This window comes from Affinirhizobium straminoryzae (assembly GCF_007004135.1).
Classification (GTDB): Bacteria; Pseudomonadota; Alphaproteobacteria; order Rhizobiales; family Rhizobiaceae; genus Neorhizobium; species Neorhizobium straminoryzae.
In genome coordinates this window covers 1-25,706 of the sequence record NZ_VJMG01000015.1, presented here as the reverse complement: position 1 = coordinate 25,706, position 25,706 = coordinate 1, and the positions used below count along the sequence as shown (strand labels likewise).

Below are 25,706 nucleotides of genomic sequence, written 5' to 3'. Positions count from 1 at the left end.
CAATCTATCAGCGGCTTGTCCAGCCTGCGGGCGAGTAAGACGGTGAATTCAAAGCCGATATGAGCGGCGACCTGCTGACTTAGCTCTCAGTGGCCGGCGGGTAGAGCTCACCGTCGTGACGCGCCGGTTCTGGTGCGATGCCGTATTGTGCAGCCGGCTTATCTTCTGCGAACAATTCGGTGACAACGTGCTGGCTCGCTATGGTCGACGCACCCAAAGGCCGGAGAGGATTAGTCGCCATCTTGGCCTGGCGCTTGGCGGTAGACCTGCCGCAACATTTGCCGAACGCCTGATGCTGCCGGTCAGCAACGACATGTTACTGCGGGTGGTTCGCCCCGTATTGGCGATCGGAACGAAGACCTCAACGTTACAGGCATTCACGACTTTGTCTTCAGGCGAGGGCAAACCTATGGAACGATTGTATGTGACCTTGAACGGCGCAGACCCGTCACCCTTTTGCCGGATCGTGCGTTGGATGCGTCTCGAACATGGCTTGCCGAACATCCGTCGGTATCGATTGTCGCCCATGATCGGGGCGGTGGCTGTGGTGAGGCCATGGCGAAGGTTTTGCCCGATTCTGCGCAGGTCGCCGATCGATGGCACCTGATGGAGAATTCCAGCCGGGCTTTCCTCGATGCCGTCGGCAAGTCGATGTGGCAGATCAGACACCCTGTCGGCAGCAATGTCGTTGATCCCAGGCTTCTGACATCCGCTGAGAAACTGCAGTCTGAGGGATATCCACGCCGTCAGAAAACGAACGAGGCGGTCCGGGCGCTGTTGAAGATAGCTGGCTGCCTTGTCTCAACAGCCGCTGGGAGGAAGGGGCACGGAACGTTTTGGCACTTTGGCGTGAGATGAAGACGAAGGGTTTTGCGATGCAGAGTGGCGTCGTCTCGCAATGGGCACAACGCCGACGTCCTGCGGAAACGGCCAATCAGAGCGGGCTCGCCGGAACGCCGTCCGCACGGGGCATCGCACCGCTCATGACCGCAGCGCACGCTGACTTTGCAAAGTCCGAAGCGATACTCGTAGCGGCGATCGAAGTGAACGTCCCGGAGCTTGTCGCCGCCCGCACGGCCATCGGCGACTTCCAGTCCATGATCCGCTCGAAGACAGCGGCAAACGCGACGAATGGCTGGAAGCTGCTAGGAACAGCCTTGTCGGATCCTTCGCCGGCGGCGTCGAAAAGGACCTCGACGCTGTAAGAAACACGATCATCTCGCCGTGGTCGAACGGGCAAACGGGCAAACGGAAGGACAGATCACACGTCTAAAGCTCTTTAAACGCCAGATGTACGGAAGAGCAAAGCTCGCTCTGCTGCAAGCGCGCTTAACCGTCGCAACGTAGGAGGGGCACGTCAGCAAATGTGCGTCAGAGCCAGATCAGCAAGCCGAAGCTTGTAAAACACCAGATGGACGGGCGAGGAAACATCGCCGGCGTTATGGGCCGCTTCATCGACGCCGGATAGGCATTTGATCACCCGAATTGCGACTTTCCCGGTCTGACAGCACGAAAGTCGAGAGGGGCAGCCGGGTACCACCACGCGTGTAATCTGGAGGGGAGACGGTTCGTGCTCCCTTTAATTATCAACCACTGACGTGCCCAACATCTTTTTTCACTTGACGTATTTGGATCGTTCCATATGCTGTTTGGATCGATCCAAAAAAACTGCATGCTTTCGGGGAGGAGACTATGCGCTGGGCCTTGGTGGGCGCGAGCACGATCGCGTCGCAACACATGATCCGGGCGATCCGCGCTCAAGCGGGCGGCGAGGTTGCACGTGTCGTCAGCGGCTCCCGTGACCGCGCCGAGGCTTATGCCCGCGCGCATGGCATCCCGGGCTATGGCACCGATCTCAAGGAGGCTCTGGCCGATACGGCCATCGATGCCGTCTACATTTCAACGACAAACGAGAAGCATTTGCCCCAGTCTCTGGCCGCCATTGCTGCGGGCAAGCATGTGCTCTGCGAAAAGCCGCTGGCCATGACGGTTCCGGACGCTGCTGCCATGGTGCGTGCAGCGGACGAGGCGGGCGTGACCTTCGCCACCAACCATCACCTGCGCTGCTCCGGCAGCCACCGAGCTGTCCGCGCTCTGATCCGCGAGGGCCGCGTCGGCAAGGTTCTGTCGGTCCGCGTCTTCCATGCGGTGCATCTGCCGGAGAACCTGCAAGGGTGGCGCATCAACTCGGCGGCGGAAGGAGGCGGGGTCATTCCGGATATCACCGTCCACGATGCCGATGTCGTCCGCTTCCTGCTGGACGAGGACCCGGTCTCCGTCGTGGCGCAGGCGACGAGTTCCGGCATGGGGCAAGGGGTCGAGGATTCCGCCATGTCCGTCTGGGCGATGCCCTCCGGCGCGATGGTGATGAGCCACGAGAGCTTCACCCATCCATTTGCCGGGAGCGGTCTCGAAGTCCACGGCACGCAGGGCTCGATCTTCGCGCGCAGCGTGATGACCCAGAAGCCGGTCGGCGAGATCGAACTGGTCGATGCGGCAGGCCGCCATGCGATCCCCTTCGATGCGCACGATCTCTACGTCACCGGCGTCGCCGAATTCGAGGCCGCCGTGCGGGGCGAGGGCCAGCCTGCTGCAACTGGCATCGATGGCGTCAAGTCGCTGGCCGTTGCCGCAGCGGTGCGCGAGGCCGCCGAAACGGGCGCCCGCGTGACAATCAATTATGGAGGCATGAAGTGAGCAAGGTCGTCAGCGCGGCGGAAGCCGTTGCGCGTATTCCCGATGGCGCGGTGGTCACCGTCTCGTCCTCCTCGGCTCTCGGCTGTCCCGATCTGGTGCTGAAGGCGCTGGGCGAGCGCTTCGACGCGGAAGGCCACCCGCGCAATCTCACCACGCTGCATCCGATTGCCGCCGGCGACATGTATGGCGTCAAGGGCATGGACCATATCGCCAAGGACGGACTTCTTTCCCGCGTACTTGCCGGCTCCTATCCCTCCGGCCCGTCGAACCTGCCGATGCCGGACATCTGGAAGATGATCGTCGAGGATCGCGTCGCGGCCTATAACGTGCCGTCGGGCGTCATGTTCGACATGCATCGCGAAGCCGCCGCCCGCCGTCCGGGCGTGCTGACCCGCGTCGGTCTCGAAACCTTCGTCGATCCGATCCGCGAAGGCTGCGCGATGAATGCGAAGGGCGCGGCCGCGCCCATCGTCTCGCGCGTCGAATTCGGCGGCGAGACCTGGCTGCATTTCCCGAACATCATTCCGAATGTCTGCATTCTTCGCGCGACCACGGCGGATGAGCGCGGCAACCTCACCTATGAGCATGAGGGGGCCTATCTCGGCGGTCTGGAACAGGCGATCACCGTGCGCAACCATGGCGGCCTCGTGATTGCGCAGGTCAGTCGCACGACGGCGGCGGGGAGTCTCCGCCCGCATGACGTGCGCGTGCCCGGCCATCTGGTTGACTTTGTCGTCATCGATCCGCACCAGAAACAGACCTGCGAAACGCCCTATGATCCAGCGATTTCCGGGCAGATCATGCGACCCTGGTCGAGCTTCAAGCTCGCCGACCACGGCGTCGAAAAGGTCATTGCGCGGCGCGCGGCGATGGAACTCAAGGGCGGCATGACGGCCAATCTCGGCTTCGGCATCAGCGCGCAGGTGCCGCGCATCCTGCTTGAGGAAGGCCATCCGGACGCCGTGACCTGGGCGATTGAACAGGGGGCCGTGGGCGGCATGCCGCTCACCGATTTCGCCTTCGGCTGCGCCTCCAATGCGGATGCCTATGTGCCCTCGCCGCAGCAGTTCATCTACTTTCAAGGCGCGGGCTTCGATGTCTCCTTCCTCTCCTTCCTGGAGGTCGATCTCGAAGGCAATGTGAATGTCTCCAAGCTCGGCAAGAAGCCCTATCTGACGGCCGGCTGCGGCGGGTTTGTCGATATCACGGCGCATGCGAAGAAGATCGTCTTCTCCGGCTGGTTCGAGGCGGGCGCGGAGATCGTACTGAGCGACAGCGGCATCCGCGTCGCAAAACCCGGCAAGTTCACCAAGATGGTCGAGCGGGTCGAACACGTCACCTTCTCCGGCAACCGCGCCCGGGCGCAGGGGCAGGACGTGCTCTATATCACCGAGCGATGCGTCATGCGGCTTGGCGATGGCGGGCTGGTCGCGACCGAAATCATGCCGGGCATCGATGCTGAGGCCGATATCGTCGGCGCATCGCAGGGCCGGGTGCGCGTCGCCGAAAACGCCACGACCATGCCGGCGAGCCTCTTTGCCACCCAGCCGATGGGGTGGACGCCATGAGCGACGTTCATCTCGACATTCGCGGCCGCATCGCGGAAATCCGGCTCGATAATCCGTTGAAGCTCAATGCCTTCACGGTCGACATGCTGGCGCGGCTCGCCGCCCATCTCGACACGATCGAACGAGACGCGCAGATCGCCTGCGTCCTCGTCACCGCCGAGGGCGAGAAGGCCTTCTGCTCGGGCGCCGATATCAACGGCTGGGGCGATCTGACGCCGGCCGAATTTGCCCGCCACTGGGTGCGCGGCGGCCACCGCATCTTCGACCGGCTGGCGCGGCTCTCCAAGCCGACGATTGCCGTGCTGAACGGCCACGCCTTCGGCGGCGGCCTGGAACTGGCCGCCGCCTGCGACATCCGCGTGATGACACCACGGGCGACGATTGCGCTGCCCGAGGCGGCTGTCGGCATCGTGCCCGGCTGGTCGGGCACGCAGCGCCTCGCGCGGCTTCTGCCCGAGCCGGTGCTGAAGGAAATGGCGCTCTTCGGCCGCCGCATCAGCGCGGAGCGTGCGCTGCAATTCGGCTTCGCGGCCGAGGTTGGCGAGGATGTCCGTGCGCTGGCCGAAACGATTGCCGCGCGCGTGACGGAACTTTCGCCGCGCGCCGTTGAGATTGCCAAATCCATGATCCATGCCGCTCGGGATGAAGATGCCGGCGCGATGATCGAGGCGCTGGGCAGCGCCGCCATTTCCGCCAGTGACGACCGCAATGAAGGCGTTGCCGCCTTCAGGGAAAAGCGCAAACCCACATTTTCCGGACAATGATCATGAATGACCTGACCATCATCACCACCGCCAGCATCGCGCTTCCGGCAAGCCCGTTCGAAGGCCGCCATTTCATCGATGGCACATGGTGCGACAGCGCCAATGGCGAAACGTTTGAGCGCATCTCGCCCTCGCATGGCGTCGTCGTCAGCCGTTCGGCCAAGGGCGGACGCGAGGATGCGGAACGCGCCATCGCCGCCGCCCGAAAGGCCTTCGATGTCGGCATCTGGAGCCGCATTTCCGGCAAGGAGCGGGCGACCGTGCTGCTCAAGGTCGCCGATCTGATCGAGGCCAATGTCGAGCGCATGGCGATCCTCGAAACGCTGGAAAGCGGCAAGCCGATCACCCAGGCCCGCGGCGAAGTTTCGGGTGCCGCCGATCTCTGGCGCTATGCCGCGTCGCTTGCCCGCACGCTTCATGGCGACAGCCATAATTCGCTGGGTGAGCAGATGCTTGGCGTCGTGCTGAAGGAGCCGATCGGCGTCGTCTCGATCATCACGCCGTGGAACTTCCCCTTCTGGATCCTCAGCCAGAAGCTCCCCTTCGCGCTCGCCGCCGGTTGCACCTGCGTCATCAAGCCGTCCGAAATGACGCCGTCCACGACGGTCATGCTGGCAGATCTCCTCGTGGAGGCCGGCCTTCCCGCCGGCACCGTCAACATCGTGCTCGGCTTCGGCCAGCCGGTGGGGCAGGTGATGGCGGAGCACGCGCAGGTCGACATGGTGACCTTCACCGGCTCGACGGCGGTCGGCAAGGCGATCATGGCGGCCGCATCGGGAACGCTGAAGAAGGTGGCGCTGGAACTGGGCGGCAAGAACCCGCAAGTGATCTTCCCCGATGCCGATCTCGACTCCGCCGCCGATGCCGTCACCTTCGGCGTCTATTTCAATGCCGGCGAATGCTGCAATTCCGGCAGCCGTATCATCGTGCATGAGGATATCGCCGAGGCTTTCGTTTCCCGCGTCGTGGCGCTGTCGAAGAAGGTCGCCTTTGGCGATCCGCTCAATCCGGATACGCAGGTTGGCGCGATCATCTCGTCCGCGCATCAGGAAAAGATCGACGGCTATGTCCGCGCTGCCGTCGCGGCGGGCGCGAAGGTTCAGCTCGGCGGCGCGACGCTGCCGATCGCCGAACTGCCGGGCCGTTTCTACCAGCCGACCGTCGTCACCGGCGTGACGTCCGACATGCCGATCGCGCGCGAGGAGGTCTTCGGCCCGGTTCTCTCGGTGCTGACCTTCCGCACGCTCGACGAGGCGATCGATCTGGTCAACGACGCACCCTATGGTCTCTCGGCCGGCGTCTGGAGCGAGAATGTCCATACCTGCCTTGAATTTTCACGCCGCGTGCAGGCCGGAACCGTCTGGACCAATACCTGGATGGACGGCTTCCCCGAACTCACCTTCGGCGGGTTCAAGCAAAGCGGCCAGGGCCGCGAAATCGGCCCCTACGGCCTCGACGAATTCCTGGAAGTCAAAACCGTCGTCATGCGGATCGGCCGGACGAGGCCGAACTGGGTGAGGGCCTGATTGGCCGAAGGAACGCATCAAGTCACGCAACGCATCACCAAGGAGGAGGAGTACATGCGTAGCTTTATCAAGACGGCACTGGCCAGTGCGGCCGTGCTCGCAGCAACCACCACACTGTCTTATGCGACCGATGTCGAGGTTCTGCACTGGTGGACCTCGGGGGGCGAGGCGGCAGCGCTTAACGTGCTGAAGGACGACCTCAAGGCCAAGGGGATCGGCTGGGTCGATATGCCGGTCGCCGGCGGCGGCGGGGAGGCTGCCATGACGGCGCTGCGCGCCCGTGTGACGGCCGGCAATCCGCCGACGGCCGTGCAGATGCTCGGTTTCGACATTCTCGACTGGGCGCAGCAGGGCGCGCTCGGCAATCTTGACGCCGTGGCCTCCAAGGAGGGCTGGGACAAGGTCGTGCCGGCAGCACTGCAGAAGTTCTCCAAGTATGACGGCCACTGGATTGCAGCGCCGGTCAACGTGCATTCGACCAACTGGATCTGGATCAGCAAGGCAGCGCTCGACAAGACCGGCCTGAAGGCGCCGGAAAACTGGGATCAGCTGATCGCCGTTCTCGACAAGATGAAGGCCAATGGCATCACGCCGCTTGCCCATGGCGGCCAGCCCTGGCAGGAAGCCACGATCTTCGACGGCGTCGTGCTCTCCGAAGGCACGGATTTCTACAAGAAAGCTTTTGTCGATCTCGACCCGGCGACGCTCGGCGGCGACAAGATGGCGGAGGCCTTCACCCGGCTCCTGAAGCTGCGCACCTATGTGGACGACAACTTCTCCGGCCGTGACTGGAACCTTGCCTCTGCCATGGTCATCAACGGCAAGGCGGGCATGCAGATCATGGGTGACTGGGCAAAGGGCGAGTTCCTGAAGGCCGGCCAGAAGCCGGGCACGGACTTCGTCTGCATCCGCTTCCCCGGCACGCAGGGCGCCGTCACCTTCAATTCCGACCAGTTCGCGATGTTCAACGTGAAGGGCGACGACAAGATCAAGGCACAGGTGGAAATGGCCTCCTCCATCGAGAGCCCGAAGTTCCAGTCGGCCTTCAACGTGGTCAAGGGTTCCGTTCCGGCCCGCACCGATGTGCCGGATACCGCCTTTGACGATTGCGGCAAGAAGGGCATCAAGGATCTCGCCGAAGCCAATTCGAAGGGCACGCTGTTCGGCTCCATGGCCCATGGCCATGCGGCGCCGGCTGCGGTGAAGAGCGCTGTCTATGATGTCGTGACCAAGGCTTTCAACGGTGGCTTCAAGACCGGCAAGGATGCCGCCAAGGCACTCGCCGACGCGGTGGCTGCGGCCAAGTAGGCCTTGAACGCAAGGAGAGGGCGGCACACTGCCGCCCTCCATCTCCGCCCTTTGCGCGGAGAACTCCGGCCTCGCCGGTCAAACGACATTCCATGGGAGACCCGACATGGCCAGCTCAGCAGAGGCCGATCTTCGCACGCGCATACAGGACTGGCTGCCCAAGATCGTGCTGGCGCCGTCCTTCGCCGTGACGCTGCTCTTCGTCTACGGCTTCATTCTCTTCACCGTCTTCCTGTCGTTCACCGGCTCCAAGATGCTGCCGAACTACACGATCGTCGGCTGGGAGAATTACCGCAAGCTCTGGGCGCTCGAAAACTGGCACATCGCCATCGTCAATATCGGCATTTTTGCGAGCCTCTACATCGTCATCTGCACCGCGCTCGGACTGATGCTGGCGATCTTTCTCGACCAGAAGATCCGCGGCGAGGGCGTGCTGAGGCCCATCTATCTCTACCCGATGGCGCTCTCCTTCATCGTGACCGGGACGGCGTGGAAATGGTTCCTCGATCCGGGCATCGGGCTCGAACATGTCATGCAACTCTGGGGCTGGGAGAGCTTTTCCTTCACCTGGATCAAGGACAACAACATGGCGATCTATACGATCGTGATCGCCGCCGTCTGGCAGACCAGCGGCTTTGTGATGGCCATGTTTCTCGCGGGTCTTCGCGGCATCGACAACGAGATCCTGAAGGCGGCGCAGATCGATGGCGCCTCGAGCTTCCAGCTGTATCGCCGCATCGTCATCCCCATGCTGCGTCCGGCCTTCCTCTCGTCCTTCGTCATCCTCAGCCACCTCGCCATCAAGTCCTATGACCTCGTGATCGCGCTGACGGGCGGCGGGCCGGGACGCGCGACCGAAATGCCGGCGACCTTCATGTATTCCTACACGTTCACCCGCAACCAGATGGGCATCGGCGCGGCGTCCGCCGTTATCATGCTGATGACGATCGCCGCCATCATGGTTCCCTATCTCTATGCCGAGCTGAAGGAGAAGTCATAATGTCCGCCGTCAGCCAGGATACCGCCGTCAATACAGGCCGGATCGCCCGCACCTTCATCTATCTCCTGCTCCTGCTTTTCGCGCTGTTCTACCTGCTGCCGCTTTACGTGATGGTGGTGAACTCGCTGAAGCCGCTGTCCGAAGTCACTGGCGGCAACATGATGGCGTTGCCGCAGACATGGACGCTGGAGGCATGGAAATCCGCCTGGTCCACCGCCCAGATTGGCGTCTCGCCGACGGGTCTTGAGCCGTATTTCCTCAACTCGATCCTGATGGTCGTACCGGCCGTGGCGATCTCGACCGTGATCGGCGCGCTGAACGGCTATGTGCTGACCAAGTGGCGCTTCCGCTATGACACGATCGTCTTCGGGCTGATGCTGTTTTCCTGCTTCATCCCGTTCCAGATCGTGCTGATCCCCATGGCCATGGTTCTCGGCAAGCTGGGGCTTGCCGGCACCGTGCCGGGTCTGGTGCTTGTCCATGTCGTCTACGGCATCGGCTTCACGACGCTCTATTATCGCAACTATTACGCCACGTTCCCGACCGAGCTGGTGCGGGCAGCGCAGATCGATGGGGCCGGCTTCTTCCGCATCTTCTGGCGCATTCTGCTGCCGATCTCCGGGCCGATTACCGTCGTCTCCGTCATCTGGCAGTTCACCAATATCTGGAACGACTTCCTCTTCGGTGTCTCCTTCGGCGGCACCAGCCAGCCGATGACGGCAGCGCTCAACAACCTCGTCCAGTCCTCCACGGGCGTGAAGGAATATAACGTTCATTTCGCGGGCGCGATCATCGCCGCCCTTCCCACTCTCTTCGTCTACATCGTCGCCGGCCGCTATTTCGTGCGCGGCCTGATGGCGGGCTCTGTCAAAGGATAAGAACCATGGGCTTTCTCGACATCGCAAACGTCACCAAGTCCTATGGCAAGCTGGAAGTGCTGCATCGCGTCGATATCTCCATCGAGGAGGGCGAGTTTCTGGTTCTCGTCGGTCCGTCCGGCTGCGGCAAGTCTACTCTGCTCGGCATGATCGCGGGGCTTGAGGGGATCTCGTCCGGCAATATCTCGATCAAGGGCCGCGTCATCAACGGCGTGCATCCGTCCAAACGCAACATCGCCATGGTGTTCCAGAGCTACGCGCTCTATCCCAACATGACGGTGGCGCAGAACATCACCTTCGGCCTTGAAATGCACGGCGTGCCGAAGCCCGAGCGCGACAAGGCGCTCGGCGATGTTGCCAAACTCCTGCAGATCGACCATCTGCTCGACCGCAAGCCCGGCCAGCTCTCCGGCGGCCAGCGCCAGCGCGTCGCCATGGGCAGGGCGCTTGTGCGCGATCCGGACGTCTTCCTCTTCGACGAGCCGCTGTCGAACCTCGATGCGAAGCTGCGCGTCGACATGCGCACCGAGATCAAGAAGCTGCACGAGAAGCTGAAGACGACGATCGTCTATGTGACGCATGACCAGATCGAGGCGATGACGCTCTCGACCCGCATCGCCGTCATGTACAAGGGTTATATCCAGCAGCTCGGCACGCCGAAGGAAATCTACGACACGCCCGCCAATGTCTTCGTCGCCACCTTCATGGGCAGCCCGGCGATGAACGTGATCCCGGCCAAGGTCGTCGTGACGGACGGCATGCCCTATGCCGAGGTGAAGGATGCCAAGGGCGCGGCGCAGCACCTGCGCTTCAGCCAGCAGAACCTCACCGCCTGGGATGGCCGCGAAATCCTGCTCGGCATCCGCCCCGAGGCGATCACCGACCCGGAAGGGGCGGACCGCAAGTCCAACAATATCGTGCCGCTCATCAACGATGTCATCGTGACTGAGCCGGCGGGCTCTGACACGTTCGTCACCATGTCGCTGTCCGGCAAGGATGTCATCGCGCGCATGCGGGCCGACACCGATGTCCGCGCCGGCCAGCGTTTCGACTTCGCCGTCAACATGGACAAGGCGGTTGCCTTCGATCCCTCAACCGAGGAGCGGATCAAGCCGTGAGCGCGCCCGATATCATCATCATCGGTTCCGGAATGGGGGGCGCGACGCTCGCCGCAGCCCTTGCCACCTCCCGGCGCCGCATCCTGATCCTTGAAAAGGGCGAGCGGCTGCAACCCTCTCCCGCCGACCGGGATGCGGCCGCGATTTTCGCCCGCGGCCACTTCCGCCCCAAGGAAGAATGGCTGGACGGCGAGGGAAAGCCGTTCAACCCCGGCAACTATTACAATGTCGGTGGCAATTCGAAGTTCTACGGCGCGGTGCTCATCCGCTACCGGAAGGAGGATTTCAGTCCGCTCCGCCACATGGGCGGCACGACGCCCGGCTGGCCGCTCTCCTATGACGAGATCGAGCCCTTCTATCAGCAGGCCGAAACGCTCTATCGAGTGCGCGGTGAGCTCGGCGATGACCCGACCGAGCCGCGCCATTCCGGCGCCTATCCCTATGCACCAGTCCGTGACGAGGCCCCGATTGCCGATCTGCGCCAGCGCCTCAAACGCGTCGGCCTGCACCCGGCCTCGCTGCCGCTCGGCGTCGATATCGAGCGCTGGCTGAAGGCTGGCCAGACGACCTGGGACGCCTATCCCAACACCTGCGGCGGCAAGATGGATGCCGAAACGGTGGGGTTGGAAGAGGCGCTGAAACATCCGAACGTGGCCCTTTGGACCGGCTGCGAGGTCACGCGGCTGATTGCCGGGGCCGATGGGCGAATCACAGGCGTGGAAGTTCTGGAAGCAGGCCAGCGACAGGTGCTCAAAGCCCCGGTCATCGTGCTGGCGGCGGGCGCCGTCCGCTCGGCCTCGATCCTGCTCGCCTCGGCCAGCGAGCGCTATCCGACCGGGCTTGCCAACAGCTCCGATCAGGTCGGCCGCAATTTCATGAACCACAATTGCTCGGCCGTGCTGGCGCTGCATCCGTTCCGGAAGAACAATTCGGTCTACCAGAAGACCCTGATGGTCAACGACTTCTACCTGACCGGCGGGCCGAACGGCGAGCCGCTGGGCAATATCCAGCTTCTCGGCAAGATCACCGGCACGATCCTGAAAGCCAATTCGCCGCTGCCCGGACCGCTCGCCGACTGGATCGCGGCGCGCGCGGTCGATCTCTACGCCATGTCGGAAGACCTGCCGAACCCGCAAAGCCGCGTGACGCTGCGCAACGGCCAGATCATGCTCGACTGGAAGCGCTCCAATTGGGAGGCGCATCTGCAGCTGGTCGAGACGCTGAAGGTGCTCTTGCGCAAGGCTGGCTATCCGGTCGTGATGTCGCGTCCCTTCGACCGCCGCACCCCGTCACATCAATGCGGCACGGCGCGGATGGGCAGCGACCCCGCGAAAAGCGTCGTCAATTCCTTCGGCCGCAGTCATGACCACCGCAATCTCTTCATCGCGGATGCCTCTGTCCTGCCCACCTCGGCGGCCGTGAACCCGGCACTGACGATTGCCGCACTCTCGCTGCGCATGGCGAAGCACATTCTGGAGACGGAGGCCACGGCATGAGCCCGCTTGCTCTCATCACCGGTGGCCAGCAGGGCATCGGTTTCGGCATCGCTGAGGCGCTGGTCGCGGCCGGCTTCCGCGTCGCGCTGGTGGCGGAAGTCTCCCTGGAGGAAGAAGTCGTCGGCAAGGCATTGGCGGCATTGGGTTCCGAGGCACGCTATTTCCAGCATGATCTGCGCGACGTCGCGCATGCTGAAGCCTGCATCGCTGATGTCATCCGCGCCATGGGGCCGATCGATACGTTCGTGTCCAATGCCGGCGTGCCGGCGAAAGTGCGCGGCGACATGCTGGAGATGCTGCCCGAAAATTTCGATTTCGTCTTCGACATCAACCTCCGCGGCGCTTTCTTCCTAGCGCAAGCGGCGGCGCGGCACATGCTGACAACGGTCAGCGAACACTATCGCTCCATGCTCTTCGTCACCTCTGTTAGCGCCGACATGATCTCCATCGAGCGCGCCGAATATTGCATGTCGAAATCGGCGGCCTCGATGATGGCGCAGCTTTTCGCTGTGCGGATGGCCCCGCATCAGATCGGCGTCTTCGATCTTCGCCCCGGCATCATCGAGACCGGCATGACGGCGGGCGTGAAGGACAAATATACCGCACGGATCGAGGGCGGGCTGGTGCCGGCGGCGCGCTGGGGACAGCCGGGCGATATCGGCGCGGCGGTCGTGCCGCTCGCCACCGGGCAATTCAGTTTCGCAACCGGTGCCGTGATCCCGGTCGACGGCGGCCTCTCGCTGCCGAGACTCTAGATTTTTGCGCAATTCCAAACGTGAAACCGGTTCCCGCTTTCGCTGGAATTGCTTGTAGGAGTTAAAGACAAAAATGCAGACCTCTTACGATTTCATCATCTGCGGCGGCGGGTCGGCCGGGTCGGTTCTGGCGGCGCGGCTTTCCGAAAATCCCAAGGCGCGCGTGCTGCTGCTGGAGGCTGGCGGGCGCGACTGGCACCCGTTCTACCACATGCCGGCGGGTTTTGCGAAAATGACCAAGGGCATCGGCAGCTGGGGCTGGCACAGCGTGCCGCAGAAGCACATGAACAACATGGTCATCCGCTACACCCAGGCCAAGGTGCTGGGCGGCGGCTCGACCATCAATGCGCAGATCTACACGCGCGGCAATGCGCTTGACTATGACGACTGGCGGCAGATAGGCTGCGAGGGCTGGTCCTACGAAGACGTACTGCCTTATTTCCGCAAGGCGGAAGACAACGACACCTATGACAACCGCTATCACGGCAAGGGCGGCCCGCTCGGCGTCAGCAAGCCGGCGGCACCGCTGCCGATCTGCGAGGCCTATTTCAGGGCCGCAGGCCAGCTCGGCATTCCGACAAACGAAGACATGACCGGCGAGAAGCAGGATGGCGTCGGCTATTACCAGCTGACCCAGCGCAACGTCCGCCGCTCCTCCGCCTCGGTTGCCTATCTCAATCCGGCCCGCAACCGGCCGAACCTGACGATCAGGACCGGCGCGCAGATCCTGCGCGTGCTCGTCGAGAACGGCAAGGCCGTGGGCGTCGAGGTGGCTGGCGAGGGGATTGTGCGCGCCGATGTCGAGGTCCTCATGTCCTCGGGTGCGATCGGCAGCCCGCGTCTGCTGATGCTATCCGGCATCGGCCCGGCGGATCACCTGCGCTCGCTGGGCTTGCCCGTCGTCTACGACCAGCCGGGCGTCGGCTCCAACCTGCAGGACCATGTCGATCTCTTCGTCATTGCCGAATGCACAGGTCCGCATACCTATGACCGCTATGCCAAGCCGCATCTGTCGGTGCTCGCCGGCCTGCAATATCTGCTGCAGAAAAAGGGGCCGGTCGCCTCCAGCCTCTTCGAGACGGGCGGCTTCTGGTATGCCGACCGGGAAGCCCGCTCGCCGGACATCCAGTTCCATCTCGGCCTCGGCTCGGGCATCGAGGCCGGCGTTGCGGCGATGGAGAATGGCGGCGTGACGCTGAATTCCGCCTATCTGCGCCCCCGCTCGCGCGGCACAGTGCGCCTTGCTTCCTCCGATCCGTTCGCCGCCCCGCTGATCGACCCGAATTACTGGGCCGACCCTTACGACCGAGAGATGTCCATTCGGGGTCTCAAGCTCGCTCAGGAGATCATGCGGCAGGATGCGCTGAAGCCCTATGTGAAGGCCGAGCGCCTTCCGGGGCCGGAGGTAAGGACGGACGAAGATTACTTCAACTACGCCTGCCGCCACGCCAAGACCGACCATCATCCCGCCGGCACCTGCCGCATGGGCCCCGATCCGGCCGCCGTCGTCGATCCGCAACTGCGCTTCAACGGCATCGAGCGCCTGCGTGTGGTCGATGCCTCGATCATGCCGACGCTGGTCTCCTCCAACACGAATGCGCCGACGATCATGATTGCGGAAAAGGCTGCCGACATGATCCGCGCCGCCCATGGCCTCTGAGAGGAACGCCGAAATGATGATCCGCCATATCGTTCTCATTCGCTTTCGAACGGACGTGACCGAACCCCAGATCGCCGCCCTTTTCGCCGAGCTTGAGGAGATCCGCACCAAGATTTCCGGCGTGCTCGCCATCACCTCCGGTCGCAGCGAGAGCCCGGAAAAGATCGAGCGCGGCTACTTGCACGGCTTCGTCGTCGATTTCGATAGCTGGGCGGCGCTCGAAGCCTATCAGACCCATCCCGACCACAAGGCGCTCGGCGCGAAGCTGGTCGCTCATGCGCAAGGCGGGCTCGACGGCATTCTCGTCTTCGATCTTCCGGTCAACGAATAGGAGCGCCCCCATGCTGAAACTGCCGAAGGCCGATCACACGCTCGAAGCCTATGCGCTCACCGGAACGCCGCTGACGCCACGGGCGCCGCGCGTGCCCTTCACCCGCACCGCCTTTGCCGCCGCCCATGTCGTCTCCGATCCCTTGCGTGAGCGCAGCCCGTGGGACACGCGGCCGGCCGTCGACTGGGACGCGACGCTCGCCTTCCGGCAGGGGCTCTGGGACCAGGGTCTTGGCCTTGCCGAAGCTATGGATACCGCCCAGCGTGGTATGGGCGTGGACTGGCTCACCGCGAAGGAACTGATCGAGCGAACCATGGCCGCCGCCAAGGCGCATGCGCTGCAGCCGCGCGTCGCCTGCGGCGCGGGCACGGATCATGTGGCACTCGCCGATCTCCGGGACACCGACGCGATCCTCGCCGCTTACGAAACACAGGCCTCTGCCATCGAAACGGCGGGCGGTCAGCTCATCCTCATGGCCTCGCGTGCTTTCACGGCCATCGGGGCAGGTCGCGACATCTACCGCAAAGTCTATCGCCGGCTGATCGATGGCGCGGCCGAGCCCGTCATCCTGCACTGGCTGGGCGACATGTTCGATCCGGCGCTTTCCGGCTATTGGGGTACGAATGATGTCGCGGACGCCAGTGATTTTGTACTGGATCTGATCGGCGAAAATCCGGCCAAGGTCGATGGCATCAAGATCTCGCTGCTGGACCAGGCGTATGAAGAAGCCTTCCGGGCGCGGCTGCCCGCTGGTGTGCGGCTCTATACTGGCGATGACTTCAACTATGCGGCGTTGATCGAAGGCGACGAGCAGCACTATTCCCATGCCCTTCTTGGCATTTTTGCTGCCATCGCGCCGGCGGCAAGTCAGGCACTTGAGGCGCTGGCTGAGGGCGACAGCGAGACCTATCACAGGCTCTTCGCGCCGACCGTGCCGCTCAGCCGCGAGATCTTCCGTGCGCCAACACGGTTCTACAAGGCGGGCATTGCGTTTCTCGCCTGGCTCAACGGATACCAGACGCATTTCATCATGCCGGCCGGATTCCAGTCGAGCCGCGACATCACGCATTATGCGCAGGTTTTCCGGCTGGCGGATCAGGCGGGGCTTCTCATAAAGCCCGATCTCGCCGTCCACAGGATGCTAACCTTGCTTGCGCTCCACGGAATCGAATAGGGTCGGCTGATGGAGCGCAGACCGACCATCGTCGATGTGGCGCGCGAGGCGGGGGTGTCGAAATCGACCGTCAGCCTCGTGTTGCAGCAAAGCCCGCTGGTGCGGGAGGAGAAGCGCGTTCTGGTCCGCGAGGCGATGGACAGGCTCGGCTATGTCTACAATCGCTCGGCCGCCAATCTGCGCTCGGCCAATGTCGGTCTGATCGGGGTCGTCATCAACGATCTCAGAAATCCCTTCTTCACGGAATTTGCCACCTCGCTGCAGATGGCGCTGTCGGCGCGTGGCTATGCGACCGTGCTTGCCAATACGGATGAAGACCCCGCCATCCAGGCACAGGTCGTTTCCGCCATCATCGAGCATGGCGTTTCGGCACTGATCATCTCGCCGGCCTATGGCGAGGAGGCCGCGACCTTTGACGCGATCGCGCGGGCCAATATTCCGACCATGCAGGTGCTGCGCAAGATCGATCCGCGCATCGAGCTTTTCCCCTTCTCTGCGCCCGACTATCTCTCCGGCAGCCGTCTCGCCGCGGAGCATCTGGTGAAGGGCGGCGCGCGACGCGTCGCTTTCGTCGGTGGGCTCGAGGGGCGGGCAGTCGCGCAGGAGCGCATGTCCGGCTATTTCGAGGTGATGGCGGAGGCCGGCATCGAGCCCTTCGTGCTGCCGGGTCGCGCCAGCCGCGCCTTCGGCCACGAGGCGGCGGCGATCCTGACCCGGGATCATCCGGATATCGATGCGGCCATCTGTTTCTCCGACCTCGTGGCGCTCGGCCTGCTCTCGGGCTGCGCGCGCATCGGCCGCAAGGTGGGCGAGGATTTCCGCATCGTCGGCTTCGACGATATCGAGGAATGCGCACAGGTCTATCCGCCGCTCACCACGGTGCGGTGCGATATTGCCGGATTTGGCGAGGCCGTCGCCTCGACTGTGCTCAACTGGCTCGAAGACAACCAGGCTCCGATCAATGACCATCGTACGCCCGTGGAACTGATCGTGCGGGATTCCAGCGGCGGTAGGGTCAACGCATGACAACGGAAGCTTTTCTCCGGCAACTCTTCGACAAGGCGGTGGAGGTGGCCGATCCCATGCGCTCGCTCGCCCGCTTCCTACCCAGGCGGCCGCAAGGCCGGTTGATCGTCGTCGGCGCCGGCAAGGCGAGCGCCCGCATGGCCGAGGCAGTCGAGGCGGCGTGGGGGCCTTGCGAGGGGCTGGTCATCACCCGTTATGGCTATGGCCGGCCCTGCCGCGGCATCGAGATTGTGGAGGCGGCGCATCCCGTGCCGGACGAGAGCGGGCTCAAGGCGACGGCCCGCATGCTCGATCTTGTGAAGACGGCAGGGGAGGGTGATTTCGTCCTCGCGCTCATTTCCGGTGGTGCTTCTGCGCTGCTGGTCGCCCCCGCCGAAGGGGTCAGCCTCGCCGAGAAGCAGGCGGTCAATGCAGCCCTGCTCGCCTCCGGCGCGCCAATCGACAAGATGAACACCGTGCGCAAGCACCTGAGCCGCGTGAAGGGTGGACAGCTGGCCGCCGCTGCCTATCCGGCGCGCATGCTCTCGCTTCTGATTTCCGACGTGCCGGGCGACGATCCGGCCTTCATCGGCTCCGGCCCAACCGTTGGCGATGTGTCCGCGCCGGACGAGGCGCTGGCGATCCTGAAACAGTGGAAGGTTGAGGTTCCGGCAAGCGTCCGGGCCGCCCTTGCCGCGCCTCCACGGGTTCTGACGCCGCAAGATCCGCGCGTTTCCCGCGTCGAAAACGTCATCTATGCCGCGCCGAAACAGTCGCTCACGGCGGCTGCCGCACTGGCTGAAAGCGCGGGCTACGATGTGCGCCTGCTCGGCGATGCGCTGGAAGGCGAAGCCCGTGATGTGGGACGCGCGCAGGCGGAACTTGCCCTCAAGATCCGCGCTTCGCTTCACCCAGGGGATCGCCCCGTTCTCCTGCTGTCCGGCGGCGAACTGACCGTGACCCGGCGCGGCAATGGTGTCGGCGGACCGAACGCCGAATTCTGCCTCGCCCTGGCGCTCGCGCTGAACGGGGAGGACGGCATTCACGCAATTGCCTGCGATACTGACGGCGTCGATGGCGCGGCGGAGGTGGCGGGTGCGGTCATCGGACCGCAAACGCTTGGATTGGCCAGCGCTGCCGGTTTCGATCCGCAGGCGGCCCTTGCCGCCAACGATGCCCACAGCTTCTTCGCCGCGATCGGCAGTCAGGTCGTGACAGGCCCGACGCTGACCAATGTCAACGATTTCCGTGCGATATCCATTGGTCGCTGATCGGTATCCGATCGGTGTCCGATGCCTCAGGGCACGGCGGACGGTTGCAATTGGCTCCGATTGCGATAGCCATTGAGGCCGTCAAATGTCACAGCTCGAAATGATATGAAGCCGTAACAGCCCGGATAATATTGCCCGCCATTTTGCCCTGCAGGAATAGCATGACCCCGACAGAAAGCTTTCCGTCCGATATCTATGCCATTGCCGATATTCATGGACTTGCCGACCTTCTCGAAGCCATGCTGGGTTACATCGCGGCGGTCTCGAAAGATGATCAATCCCCTCCCGTCGTGCTTTTCCTGGGAGATCTGATCGATCGCGGCCCTCACAGTCCGAAGGTCCTTGATCAGGTTTACTCGACGCTCGACCGTTATCCCGGTTCTCGGCTCATTCTCGGCAACCACGACTTCTACCTGCGTGAACTCCTGAGAGGCACTCTCACCGATGAGGACGCCATCAACTGGATGGACTGGGGCGGTGTCGCAACCGTATGCGCCTATTCTGATCACCCGGTTCCTGATTTCAAAAACATCGCCGCTGACATTCGCCGCGGTTTCCCCCATCATGCGGACTTGCTGGAAAACGCACTGACCTTCAAGGAGATGGGACGCTTCTGCTTCGTTCATGCCGGAATCCGCCCCGGCGTCCAGCTCGCCAGTCAAAGCGAACACGATTTGCGATGGATCCGCGCCGGCTTTCTGGACCACATGGACCTATTTGACCATGTCGTTTTACACGGCCACACGATCACCAAATCGCTCAGACCCGAAGTCTATGAAAATCGCATTGCATTGGATACCGGCGCCTATCGGACCGGCAGACTGAGTGCTGCGGTCATTCGGCGTGATGAGCTTTCCCACTTCGTCTGTACCGAACTCACCGAAACCGGTAGGATTGAGGTCGGTGAGTGGCAGCCTGATCTGAAAGCAGCTGCAGACCGATTTTTCCCGGCTTTCTAAAAATTGCGTTGCACCAAAGATCGGAAATAAATCAGAAGACACTTGGATTACGAAGGCGCGCCGGCAGTTCATATCCCTTCAAAGCGGAGACGGGCGGCAGGCCATTGGCATGCGCAGATTGTAAGGATGGGAAAAGTATCGTAGTGCGATGAACGCCGTACACCCTCTTTTCCCGTTGGATTGCCATGGTCAAGGCCTTTGTCACGTCCGTCGACGTCGCTCAAAGAGCAGGCGTTTCGCGTTCTGCCGTCTCCCGGACATTCACGGAGGGCGCCAGCGTCTCGCCTGAGGTGCGCCGCAAGGTGCTTCAGGCCGCTCAGGAACTGGGTTATCGCGTCAACAGACTTGCCCAAGGCCTCAATAATTCCTCGTCCAATCTCGTTGGCGTGGTTGGGGCGAACCTTTCCTTGCCCTTCATGGCAAAGCAGCTGGATATGCTCAGCATCGGATTGCTGCGGCGCGGCCTGCAATGCCTGCTTCTGAATGCTGCGGATGCACGCAGTGACATTGCACCTCTCATCGAACTGATTTTCGAGTTTCGGGCGCGCGCGATTGTCGTCCTCTCGGGCGAGCCACCGATGTCAATCGTGGATGAATGTCTTGCCAATGGCGTTAAGCTCATCGTCATCAACAGACAGCTCGCCCGGTCCGACACCGATATCATCCTCAGCGACGACATTGCCGGCGCAACGCTTGCGGCAGAACGCCTGAAGGCGGCGGGATGCCGAAAGGTCGCCGTCGTGACAAGTGGATCGGGAACGCCGACCCAGTTGCGCCGGTGCAAGGCATTTTCCGACGTCATGACCGCCGCCGGCACGGATATCGTCGTCTGGCATGATGGCCCGACAACCTATGAGACGGGACTGAAGGCCGCCCGGGAGCTCCTGTCTGACCGACAGATTGATGGAGCGTTTTGCGTGACGGACATCATGGCCATCGGCTTTCTCGATGGCGCCCGAAACGACATGGGGCGCCGCGTGCCCGAAGATCTGTCCGTCATCGGCTTTGACGACATTCCGCAGGCCTCCTGGCGAAGCTACGAACTGACGACGATCTCGCAGTCGTTCGAAGTCCTGACGGAGGCCGTTCTGGCGGCGCTCGATCATGAGCTTGGTCAGTCCGTCATCACCAACGTCCCCGTGGCCCTTATCGAACGCAGCACCGTCCGGCGCTGACGCCCCTTCGGTCCAGCCCGAACTTTTTCCGTCCCGTAAGAGATACGCGCTTGCAATGAATGAACACGTGTGCAAATTTGCACACGTGTTCAAGGGAGAGGAATGCGCATGCCTTCAGCAATGTCCTATACGAACGATCTGGATGGTCGCGCGCAGTTGTGCCGTGATGTCATTCTCTCTGCCGGAGCCCTGGTCCTTGAGGGCTTTGAGAATGGCAGGGCGGCTGACTTCTCGATGAAGGGACCGCAGGATTACCTCACGGAAACCGACGCGGCCTCCGAAGCGCATATCCGGCAGCGCATTGCTTCAGCCTTTCCGGATGACAGCTTCTTTGGCGAGGAGGGCGGCGGGGATATCCGCGAGCGGGTCTGGGTGGTCGATCCGATTGACGGTACTGCCAATTTTGCCCGCGGCATTCCGCATTTCTGCATTTCCATCGGCTATGTGGAGGAAAATGTCGCCAAGCTTGCGGCGATCTACAATCCGGCGCTGGACGAGCTGTATTTTTGCCGGGCCGGCGAGGGAGCGACCCGCAACGGCCAGCCGATCTCGGCAGCCCGGACGGCTCGCTTCGACATGGCATCCGTCGAGCTGGGCTGGTCGACCCGTATCCCCAACGCACAGTATCTTGAGGCAATGACGCGGCTTCTGGACAAGGGGGCGAATGTCCGGCGGGCAGGCTCCGGTGCCATGGCGCTGGCCTATGTCGCGGATGGCCGCTCGGATGCCTATGTCGAACTGCACATGAATTCGTGGGATTGCGTGCCGGGCCTGCTGCTGGTGGCGGAAGCGGGCGGACGCGTCTGCCCCTTCTTCGAAATCGGGTCTTTGCAGACTGGCGGCGCTGTTCTTGCAAGCGCGCCCGCCATCGCCGATGGCGTCAGCGACGCGGTCGGCATCGTGCTGGCTGAGCCGCTGGGCAGGCGCGAGAGGCACCACGCTGCCTGAAGAGGAGGGGATCGCGCCACAATCGCGATCTGCGACATAAACGGCTTGGAGCGCCGTCTGGGAGGAGAGACAGAGTGACCCTATTTTCAGAAACAGCCAGTCGCGATAGCCGACGCTGGATGCGGCGTGCAGCGGATTTTGTCTCTGCGCCGGAGCGGTTGATCGCGCTCGGCCTTGCCATCCTGCTGGGGCTCCTTGTTATCGTACCGCTGTTCCAGCTGGTGCGGGAGACGATCACCGTACAGCCTTATGATTCTGCCTATTTGCCCGGGCGACAGCCGGGAGAACTGACGCTTTTTCATTATGAGCGCGTCTTTGGCGGCCGGCTTTCCTGGGCCCTGTTCTACAAGCCGTTCATGAACTCGCTCGTCACGGCGTTCGGGGCAACGATCATCTGCCTGGCGCTGGGAGCCCTCCTTGCGTGGATCGTCGTGCGCACCAACGTGCCCTATCGCGAGTTCGTCAACACGGCGGTCGTCCTGCCCTATATGCTGCCGTCCTGGGTGATGGCGCTCGCCTGGGTCACCTTTTTCAAGAATGACCGGGTGGGCGGAGCGTCCGGCGTCTTTGCCTATCTCTTCGGCGTGCAGCCCCCCGACTGGATCGCCTTTGGCGGAATTCCCATCATCATCTGCCTGTCCCTGCATTATTATGTCTACGGGTTCCTGATCATTTCCGGCTCGCTTGCCACGGTGGACAGCCAGCTCGAAGAGGCGGGTGCCATTGCCGGCATGTCCCGGCTGCGGCAGTTCGTCTCCATCACGGCACCGCTCGTTCTTCCGGCCGTCGGCTCGGCCGTCGTCATGACCTTCATCCGGGTTATCGGATCCTTCGGAACGCCCGCGGTTCTCGGCATGCCCATCCGGTATTTCGTACTGCCGACGCAGATCTACGCCGCGATCGGGTCGCGCAATGTCGGAGACGGCTATCTTCTGGCGCTCGTGCTGGTGGTGATGGCCATTCTGTTCATCTGGATCAACCAGCGCATGATCGGCGTGCGCAAGAGCTTCGTCACCATGTCCGGCAAGGGGTTTCGCCGGCGCGAAATCGATCTCGGCCGTGCACGGTGGCTGGTCTTCGCCTTTGTCGTGGGGCTCATGTGCTTGACCGTGGTCTTGCCGCTTGGATTGCTCGTGCTCCAGTCGCTTTCGCGTACCGCCGGCAATTATGACCTGTCCAATCTGACCCTGCATTACTGGATTGGTGCACGCGGCGGCGTCAATGCGATCTATGCGGGCGTCTTTCAGAACCCGCAGATCCTGCACGCGGCCTGGAACAGCCTCAGCCTGGCATTCTTCACGGCTCTTGCCACCGGCATTCTCGGCTTCCTCATCGGTTACGTGGTGGTGAAGACACGTGGAAGCCTGTCGTCGCGGGCGCTGGAGATGGCAGCCTTCCTGCCTTACATCTTTCCGGCGGTGGCATTTGGCGCCATCTATATCGGCATGTTCTCGCGACCGGTCGGACCCATCCCGGCCCTTTACGGGACGTTTGCGCTGCTGGTTTTGATCGCGGCGGTGAAAAACCTGCCCTATACCTCGCGCACCGGCATCGCCGCGATGCTGCAGATCGACAAGTCTCTCGAAGAATCCGCACGCGTGCAGGGCATTGGCTGGATCAGCCGTGTTCGCCACATCGTGGCACCTCTTGCCGCTTCGGGACTGGTCTCCGGCATGCTGTTGAGTTTCATCGGCACGATGCGCGAGCTGTCGCTGATCATCCTGCTTGTCACGCCGTCGACGGCAGTGCTGGCAAGCGTGATCTATACCTACCAGACCGATGATGTCCCCCAGCTGATCGGAGCGGCAACGCTGCTGCTCGTTGCTCTGGTCGTGGGCTGCAACATCCTGTTCAGGCTGGTTTTCCGCAATACGAAGATGGGGTTCGCTTGAGGAGGCGACCGTGCAACAGGGAGGAAGAGTTCACATGAAAATGCTTAGGAAACGGGTGGCGATCGCCACATTCGCATGCCTTATTGGTACCGCGGCCTGCGCGCAAGATGCGGCCTTCGATACCTGGCTGAAGACGGCAGAGCTTGGCGTCCACCAGCCCAAGGACGAGAACTGGGACGAGATCGTCAGGAAGGCCAAGGCGGAAGGCGAGGTCACCATCTATTCCTCCTCCTCGACCGTCAATGCGCTGGCCGAGGACTTCATGAAGCTTTATCCGGAGATCAAGGTCAACGCCTATGATCTCGGCTCGGAAAAGACGATCGAGAAAGTGGTGCGCGAACAGCAGGCGGGCATTTTTGCCGTGGATGTGGTCAACACGGCCGGCACCGCCCAGATGTTCTACGACCTCCTGCCCAACCATCGCATCGTCAATTATGTGCCGCGTTACCTGGAGGACAAGATCCCGGTCGACCTGCGCGAGCCGCTGCTGACGCAGGTGATCGAAGCCACGGTGCTCATGTACAATGCCGACACCTACAAGGATGCGCCGCCGGTCACCAATGTGTGGCAGTTGACGGAACCGGCCTGGAACAAGCGTTTCGCGATGAAGAGCCCGCTTGGCTCTCTGACATCGCTGGCGCTTTTGACCTCGATCGTCGAGCACGCCGACGATTTTGCCAAATCCTACGAAAAATATGCCGGAAAGCCGCTCGTCCTGTCCGACGGCATCGAAAATGCCGGCTATGAATTCCTGCACCGCCTCCTGAAGAATGACCTTGTCATCTACGATTCCGGCTCAAAGCTTGCGACGGCCTCCGGGCTGAAGGGACAGGCAAAGCCGCCGATCACCTTCTCCAGCATGCATTACATCAACAAGAACGGCAGCGACGATTATGCCAATGCCGTTCTCTATGACATCGATCCGGCCGGTGTCTTTGCCTATTCGACCTATGTGGCGATTGCCGGTCAGTCGGCGCATCCGAATGCGGCTAAACTGTTCATCGCCTTCCAGATGGGATCAAGGGACCTGACCCCCGACACCAAACTTGAAAAGCCCTATCGCGATGGCGAAAGCCTGAAGAAGCTGCAGGGCATGGCCGCCTATTTCAAGGTGGGCACGTTCTCGCCGCGCACGGATGTGCCGCTGCCCAAGGGTGGAGAGAACTGGCCGAAAGTTCGCAAGATTTTCGGATCGGCTGAATATCAGCGCGACCATGTCGCTCAAGTCAACGATTTCTGGGTGGTCGAAACCAGCAACTGAGGAAAACCGGAGCGCCGGGTTGCCGTGATGCAACCCGGAAAGCCTGGGGAGGAAACCTGATGAACGAAGTGTCCCTGAAAGGCATCACAAAATACTACGGCTCTCACCTGGCCATACCGCCGCTCGATCTCGAAATCCCGAAGGGCAAGTTCGTGACGCTGCTCGGGCCATCGGGCTGCGGCAAGACCACGACGCTGCGCATCATTGCGGGGCTCGAACAGCCCTCCGGCGGCGAGCTGACGCTTGCGGGAAAAACGGTTTACTCCGGACGCGACGGCAGCTTCGTGCCGCCGGAAAAGCGGGGTCTCGGCTTCATCTTCCAGAGCTATGCGCTCTGGCCGAACATGAAGGTCGACAAGAACATCACGCTTGCGCTGCAGCAGGCAAAGCGGCCGAAAGAGGAGATTGCCGCACGGCTTTCCGAGGCGCTGAAGAAGGTGCAACTCGAACACTATGAAGACCGCTTCCCGTCGGAACTTTCCGGCGGCCAGCAGCAGCGTGTTGCCGTTGCCAGATTGATTGCCGCCCGCAACTCCATCCTGCTGATGGACGAGCCGCTGTCCAATCTCGATGCGGTATTGAGAACGGAAATGCGAACGGAACTGAAGCGCCTGTCGCGGGATCTTGGCGCGACCACGGTCTACGTGACGCATGATCAGGTCGAGGCGCTGACCATGTCCGATATCATCGTGGTGATGAAGGACGGCGTCATCCAGCAGATCGGCAGCCCCTACGAAATCTACCATGAACCGGCCAACCTGTTTGTGGCCGAATTCATCGGCGATCCCCGGATCAACGTCTTTGAAGGCATTCTCGAGCAAAGAGCCGGCAGAAGCATATTGAAGCTTCACGGGATTGAGGTCGTGCTCGAACAGGTCACAGGCCCGGCGTCACGGGCGATGACCTGTTCGAGCACGACC

23 protein-coding genes are annotated in these 25,706 nt (G+C 62.4%); all 23 read left to right on the top strand.

Annotated features, from left to right (window positions below; all coding sequences use genetic code 11):
- Positions 1 to 276 precede the first annotated feature (276 nt).
- Positions 277 to 858 (top strand): transposase, encoded by a 582-nt coding sequence (locus FNA46_RS26335; protein WP_342782383.1) that lies wholly within the window; start codon positions 277 to 279, stop codon positions 856 to 858.
- A complete protein-coding gene (locus FNA46_RS26330) occupies positions 855 to 1,205 on the top strand; it encodes a hypothetical protein (protein ID WP_246102912.1) in 351 nt (116 codons plus the stop codon). Before FNA46_RS26335 ends, FNA46_RS26330 begins: the two co-directional genes overlap by 4 nt.
- Positions 1,206 to 1,692: 487 nt before the next feature.
- Entirely contained in the window at positions 1,693 to 2,697 is a 1,005-nt protein-coding gene (locus tag FNA46_RS06650) for a Gfo/Idh/MocA family protein (protein WP_143124334.1), read from the top strand.
- Positions 2,694 to 4,265 carry an acyl CoA:acetate/3-ketoacid CoA transferase gene (locus tag FNA46_RS06645; RefSeq protein WP_143124333.1) on the top strand — a complete coding sequence of 524 codons (1,572 nt, stop codon included), beginning with the start codon at positions 2,694 to 2,696 and terminating at the stop codon, positions 4,263 to 4,265. Before FNA46_RS06650 ends, FNA46_RS06645 begins: the two co-directional genes overlap by 4 nt.
- Positions 4,262 to 5,029 carry an enoyl-CoA hydratase/isomerase family protein gene (locus FNA46_RS06640; RefSeq protein ID WP_143124332.1) on the top strand — a complete coding sequence of 256 codons (768 nt, stop codon included), beginning with the start codon at positions 4,262 to 4,264 and terminating at the stop codon, positions 5,027 to 5,029. The genes FNA46_RS06645 and FNA46_RS06640 overlap by 4 nt, the downstream gene beginning before the upstream one ends.
- 2 nt (positions 5,030 to 5,031) lie before the next feature.
- Positions 5,032 to 6,555, top strand: coding sequence for an aldehyde dehydrogenase family protein (locus tag FNA46_RS06635; RefSeq protein WP_143124331.1), 1,524 nt, complete (start codon positions 5,032 to 5,034; stop codon positions 6,553 to 6,555).
- A gap of 54 nt (positions 6,556 to 6,609) precedes the next feature.
- Positions 6,610 to 7,863, top strand: coding sequence for an ABC transporter substrate-binding protein (locus FNA46_RS06630; RefSeq protein WP_143124330.1), 1,254 nt, complete (start codon positions 6,610 to 6,612; stop codon positions 7,861 to 7,863).
- A gap of 106 nt (positions 7,864 to 7,969) precedes the next feature.
- Positions 7,970 to 8,863: a carbohydrate ABC transporter permease gene (locus FNA46_RS06625; protein WP_143124329.1), complete on the top strand. Its 894-nt coding sequence runs from the start codon at positions 7,970 to 7,972 to the stop codon at positions 8,861 to 8,863.
- On the top strand, positions 8,863 to 9,741 hold the full coding sequence (locus FNA46_RS06620; protein WP_143124328.1) for a carbohydrate ABC transporter permease: 879 nt from the start codon (positions 8,863 to 8,865) through the stop codon (positions 9,739 to 9,741). Before FNA46_RS06625 ends, FNA46_RS06620 begins: the two co-directional genes overlap by 1 nt.
- Before the next feature lie 5 nt (positions 9,742 to 9,746).
- Entirely contained in the window at positions 9,747 to 10,859 is a 1,113-nt protein-coding gene (locus FNA46_RS06615) for an ABC transporter ATP-binding protein (protein WP_143124327.1), read from the top strand.
- Positions 10,856 to 12,355 carry an FAD-dependent oxidoreductase gene (locus FNA46_RS06610; protein ID WP_143124326.1) on the top strand — a complete coding sequence of 500 codons (1,500 nt, stop codon included), beginning with the start codon at positions 10,856 to 10,858 and terminating at the stop codon, positions 12,353 to 12,355. The genes FNA46_RS06615 and FNA46_RS06610 overlap by 4 nt, the downstream gene beginning before the upstream one ends.
- Entirely contained in the window at positions 12,352 to 13,110 is a 759-nt protein-coding gene (locus FNA46_RS06605; protein ID WP_143124325.1) for a 3-ketoacyl-ACP reductase, read from the top strand. The genes FNA46_RS06610 and FNA46_RS06605 overlap by 4 nt, the downstream gene beginning before the upstream one ends.
- Before the next feature lie 73 nt (positions 13,111 to 13,183).
- Positions 13,184 to 14,770: a GMC family oxidoreductase gene (locus FNA46_RS06600; protein WP_143124324.1), complete on the top strand. Its 1,587-nt coding sequence runs from the start codon at positions 13,184 to 13,186 to the stop codon at positions 14,768 to 14,770.
- A 13-nt stretch (positions 14,771 to 14,783) separates the two neighbouring features.
- The gene (locus FNA46_RS06595) at positions 14,784 to 15,101 is read left to right on the top strand and encodes a Dabb family protein (protein WP_246102910.1); all 318 of its coding nucleotides are present in this window, start codon (positions 14,784 to 14,786) and stop codon (positions 15,099 to 15,101) included.
- A gap of 10 nt (positions 15,102 to 15,111) precedes the next feature.
- The gene (locus FNA46_RS06590; protein WP_143124323.1) at positions 15,112 to 16,275 is read left to right on the top strand and encodes a dihydrodipicolinate synthase family protein; all 1,164 of its coding nucleotides are present in this window, start codon (positions 15,112 to 15,114) and stop codon (positions 16,273 to 16,275) included.
- A 9-nt stretch (positions 16,276 to 16,284) separates the two neighbouring features.
- The gene (locus FNA46_RS06585; RefSeq protein ID WP_143124322.1) at positions 16,285 to 17,301 is read left to right on the top strand and encodes a LacI family DNA-binding transcriptional regulator; all 1,017 of its coding nucleotides are present in this window, start codon (positions 16,285 to 16,287) and stop codon (positions 17,299 to 17,301) included.
- Positions 17,298 to 18,551 (top strand): glycerate kinase type-2 family protein, encoded by a 1,254-nt coding sequence (locus FNA46_RS06580; protein WP_143124321.1) that lies wholly within the window; start codon positions 17,298 to 17,300, stop codon positions 18,549 to 18,551. Before FNA46_RS06585 ends, FNA46_RS06580 begins: the two co-directional genes overlap by 4 nt.
- A 161-nt stretch (positions 18,552 to 18,712) precedes the next feature.
- Entirely contained in the window at positions 18,713 to 19,510 is a 798-nt protein-coding gene (locus FNA46_RS06575; RefSeq protein WP_143124320.1) for a metallophosphoesterase, read from the top strand.
- Positions 19,511 to 19,695: 185 nt separating this feature from the next.
- Entirely contained in the window at positions 19,696 to 20,685 is a 990-nt protein-coding gene (locus FNA46_RS06570; protein WP_143124319.1) for a LacI family DNA-binding transcriptional regulator, read from the top strand.
- A gap of 108 nt (positions 20,686 to 20,793) precedes the next feature.
- Positions 20,794 to 21,633 (top strand): inositol monophosphatase family protein, encoded by an 840-nt coding sequence (locus FNA46_RS06565; RefSeq protein ID WP_246102908.1) that lies wholly within the window; start codon positions 20,794 to 20,796, stop codon positions 21,631 to 21,633.
- A gap of 74 nt (positions 21,634 to 21,707) precedes the next feature.
- Positions 21,708 to 23,525: an ABC transporter permease gene (locus FNA46_RS06560; RefSeq protein ID WP_246102906.1), complete on the top strand. Its 1,818-nt coding sequence runs from the start codon at positions 21,708 to 21,710 to the stop codon at positions 23,523 to 23,525.
- A gap of 34 nt (positions 23,526 to 23,559) precedes the next feature.
- Positions 23,560 to 24,786 (top strand): ABC transporter substrate-binding protein, encoded by a 1,227-nt coding sequence (locus tag FNA46_RS06555; protein ID WP_143124318.1) that lies wholly within the window; start codon positions 23,560 to 23,562, stop codon positions 24,784 to 24,786.
- Between the two features lie 59 nt (positions 24,787 to 24,845).
- Positions 24,846 to 25,706 (top strand): ABC transporter ATP-binding protein (locus FNA46_RS06550; RefSeq protein ID WP_143124317.1); only part of this gene is annotated, 861 nt, incomplete at its 3' end.

Excerpts from the sequence above, each read along its gene's own strand:
- FNA46_RS26330 (WP_246102912.1), top strand. The coding sequence starts at position 855 with ATGAAGACGAAGGGTTTTGCGATGCAGAGTGGCGTCGTCTCGCAATGG.
- FNA46_RS06650 (WP_143124334.1), top strand. The coding sequence starts at position 1,693 with ATGCGCTGGGCCTTGGTGGGCGCGAGCACGATCGCGTCGCAACACATG.
- FNA46_RS06640 (WP_143124332.1), top strand. The coding sequence starts at position 4,262 with ATGAGCGACGTTCATCTCGACATTCGCGGCCGCATCGCGGAAATCCGG.
- FNA46_RS06635 (WP_143124331.1), top strand. The coding sequence starts at position 5,032 with ATGAATGACCTGACCATCATCACCACCGCCAGCATCGCGCTTCCGGCA.
- FNA46_RS06630 (WP_143124330.1), top strand. The coding sequence starts at position 6,610 with ATGCGTAGCTTTATCAAGACGGCACTGGCCAGTGCGGCCGTGCTCGCA.
- FNA46_RS06625 (WP_143124329.1), top strand. The coding sequence starts at position 7,970 with ATGGCCAGCTCAGCAGAGGCCGATCTTCGCACGCGCATACAGGACTGG.
- FNA46_RS06620 (WP_143124328.1), top strand. The coding sequence starts at position 8,863 with ATGTCCGCCGTCAGCCAGGATACCGCCGTCAATACAGGCCGGATCGCC.
- FNA46_RS06615 (WP_143124327.1), top strand. The coding sequence starts at position 9,747 with ATGGGCTTTCTCGACATCGCAAACGTCACCAAGTCCTATGGCAAGCTG.
- FNA46_RS06605 (WP_143124325.1), top strand. The coding sequence starts at position 12,352 with ATGAGCCCGCTTGCTCTCATCACCGGTGGCCAGCAGGGCATCGGTTTC.
- FNA46_RS06600 (WP_143124324.1), top strand. The coding sequence starts at position 13,184 with ATGCAGACCTCTTACGATTTCATCATCTGCGGCGGCGGGTCGGCCGGG.
- FNA46_RS06595 (WP_246102910.1), top strand. The coding sequence starts at position 14,784 with ATGATGATCCGCCATATCGTTCTCATTCGCTTTCGAACGGACGTGACC.
- FNA46_RS06590 (WP_143124323.1), top strand. The coding sequence starts at position 15,112 with ATGCTGAAACTGCCGAAGGCCGATCACACGCTCGAAGCCTATGCGCTC.
- FNA46_RS06585 (WP_143124322.1), top strand. The coding sequence starts at position 16,285 with ATGGAGCGCAGACCGACCATCGTCGATGTGGCGCGCGAGGCGGGGGTG.
- FNA46_RS06580 (WP_143124321.1), top strand. The coding sequence starts at position 17,298 with ATGACAACGGAAGCTTTTCTCCGGCAACTCTTCGACAAGGCGGTGGAG.
- FNA46_RS06575 (WP_143124320.1), top strand. The coding sequence starts at position 18,713 with ATGACCCCGACAGAAAGCTTTCCGTCCGATATCTATGCCATTGCCGAT.
- FNA46_RS06570 (WP_143124319.1), top strand. The coding sequence starts at position 19,696 with ATGGTCAAGGCCTTTGTCACGTCCGTCGACGTCGCTCAAAGAGCAGGC.
- FNA46_RS06565 (WP_246102908.1), top strand. The coding sequence starts at position 20,794 with ATGCCTTCAGCAATGTCCTATACGAACGATCTGGATGGTCGCGCGCAG.
- FNA46_RS06555 (WP_143124318.1), top strand. The coding sequence starts at position 23,560 with ATGAAAATGCTTAGGAAACGGGTGGCGATCGCCACATTCGCATGCCTT.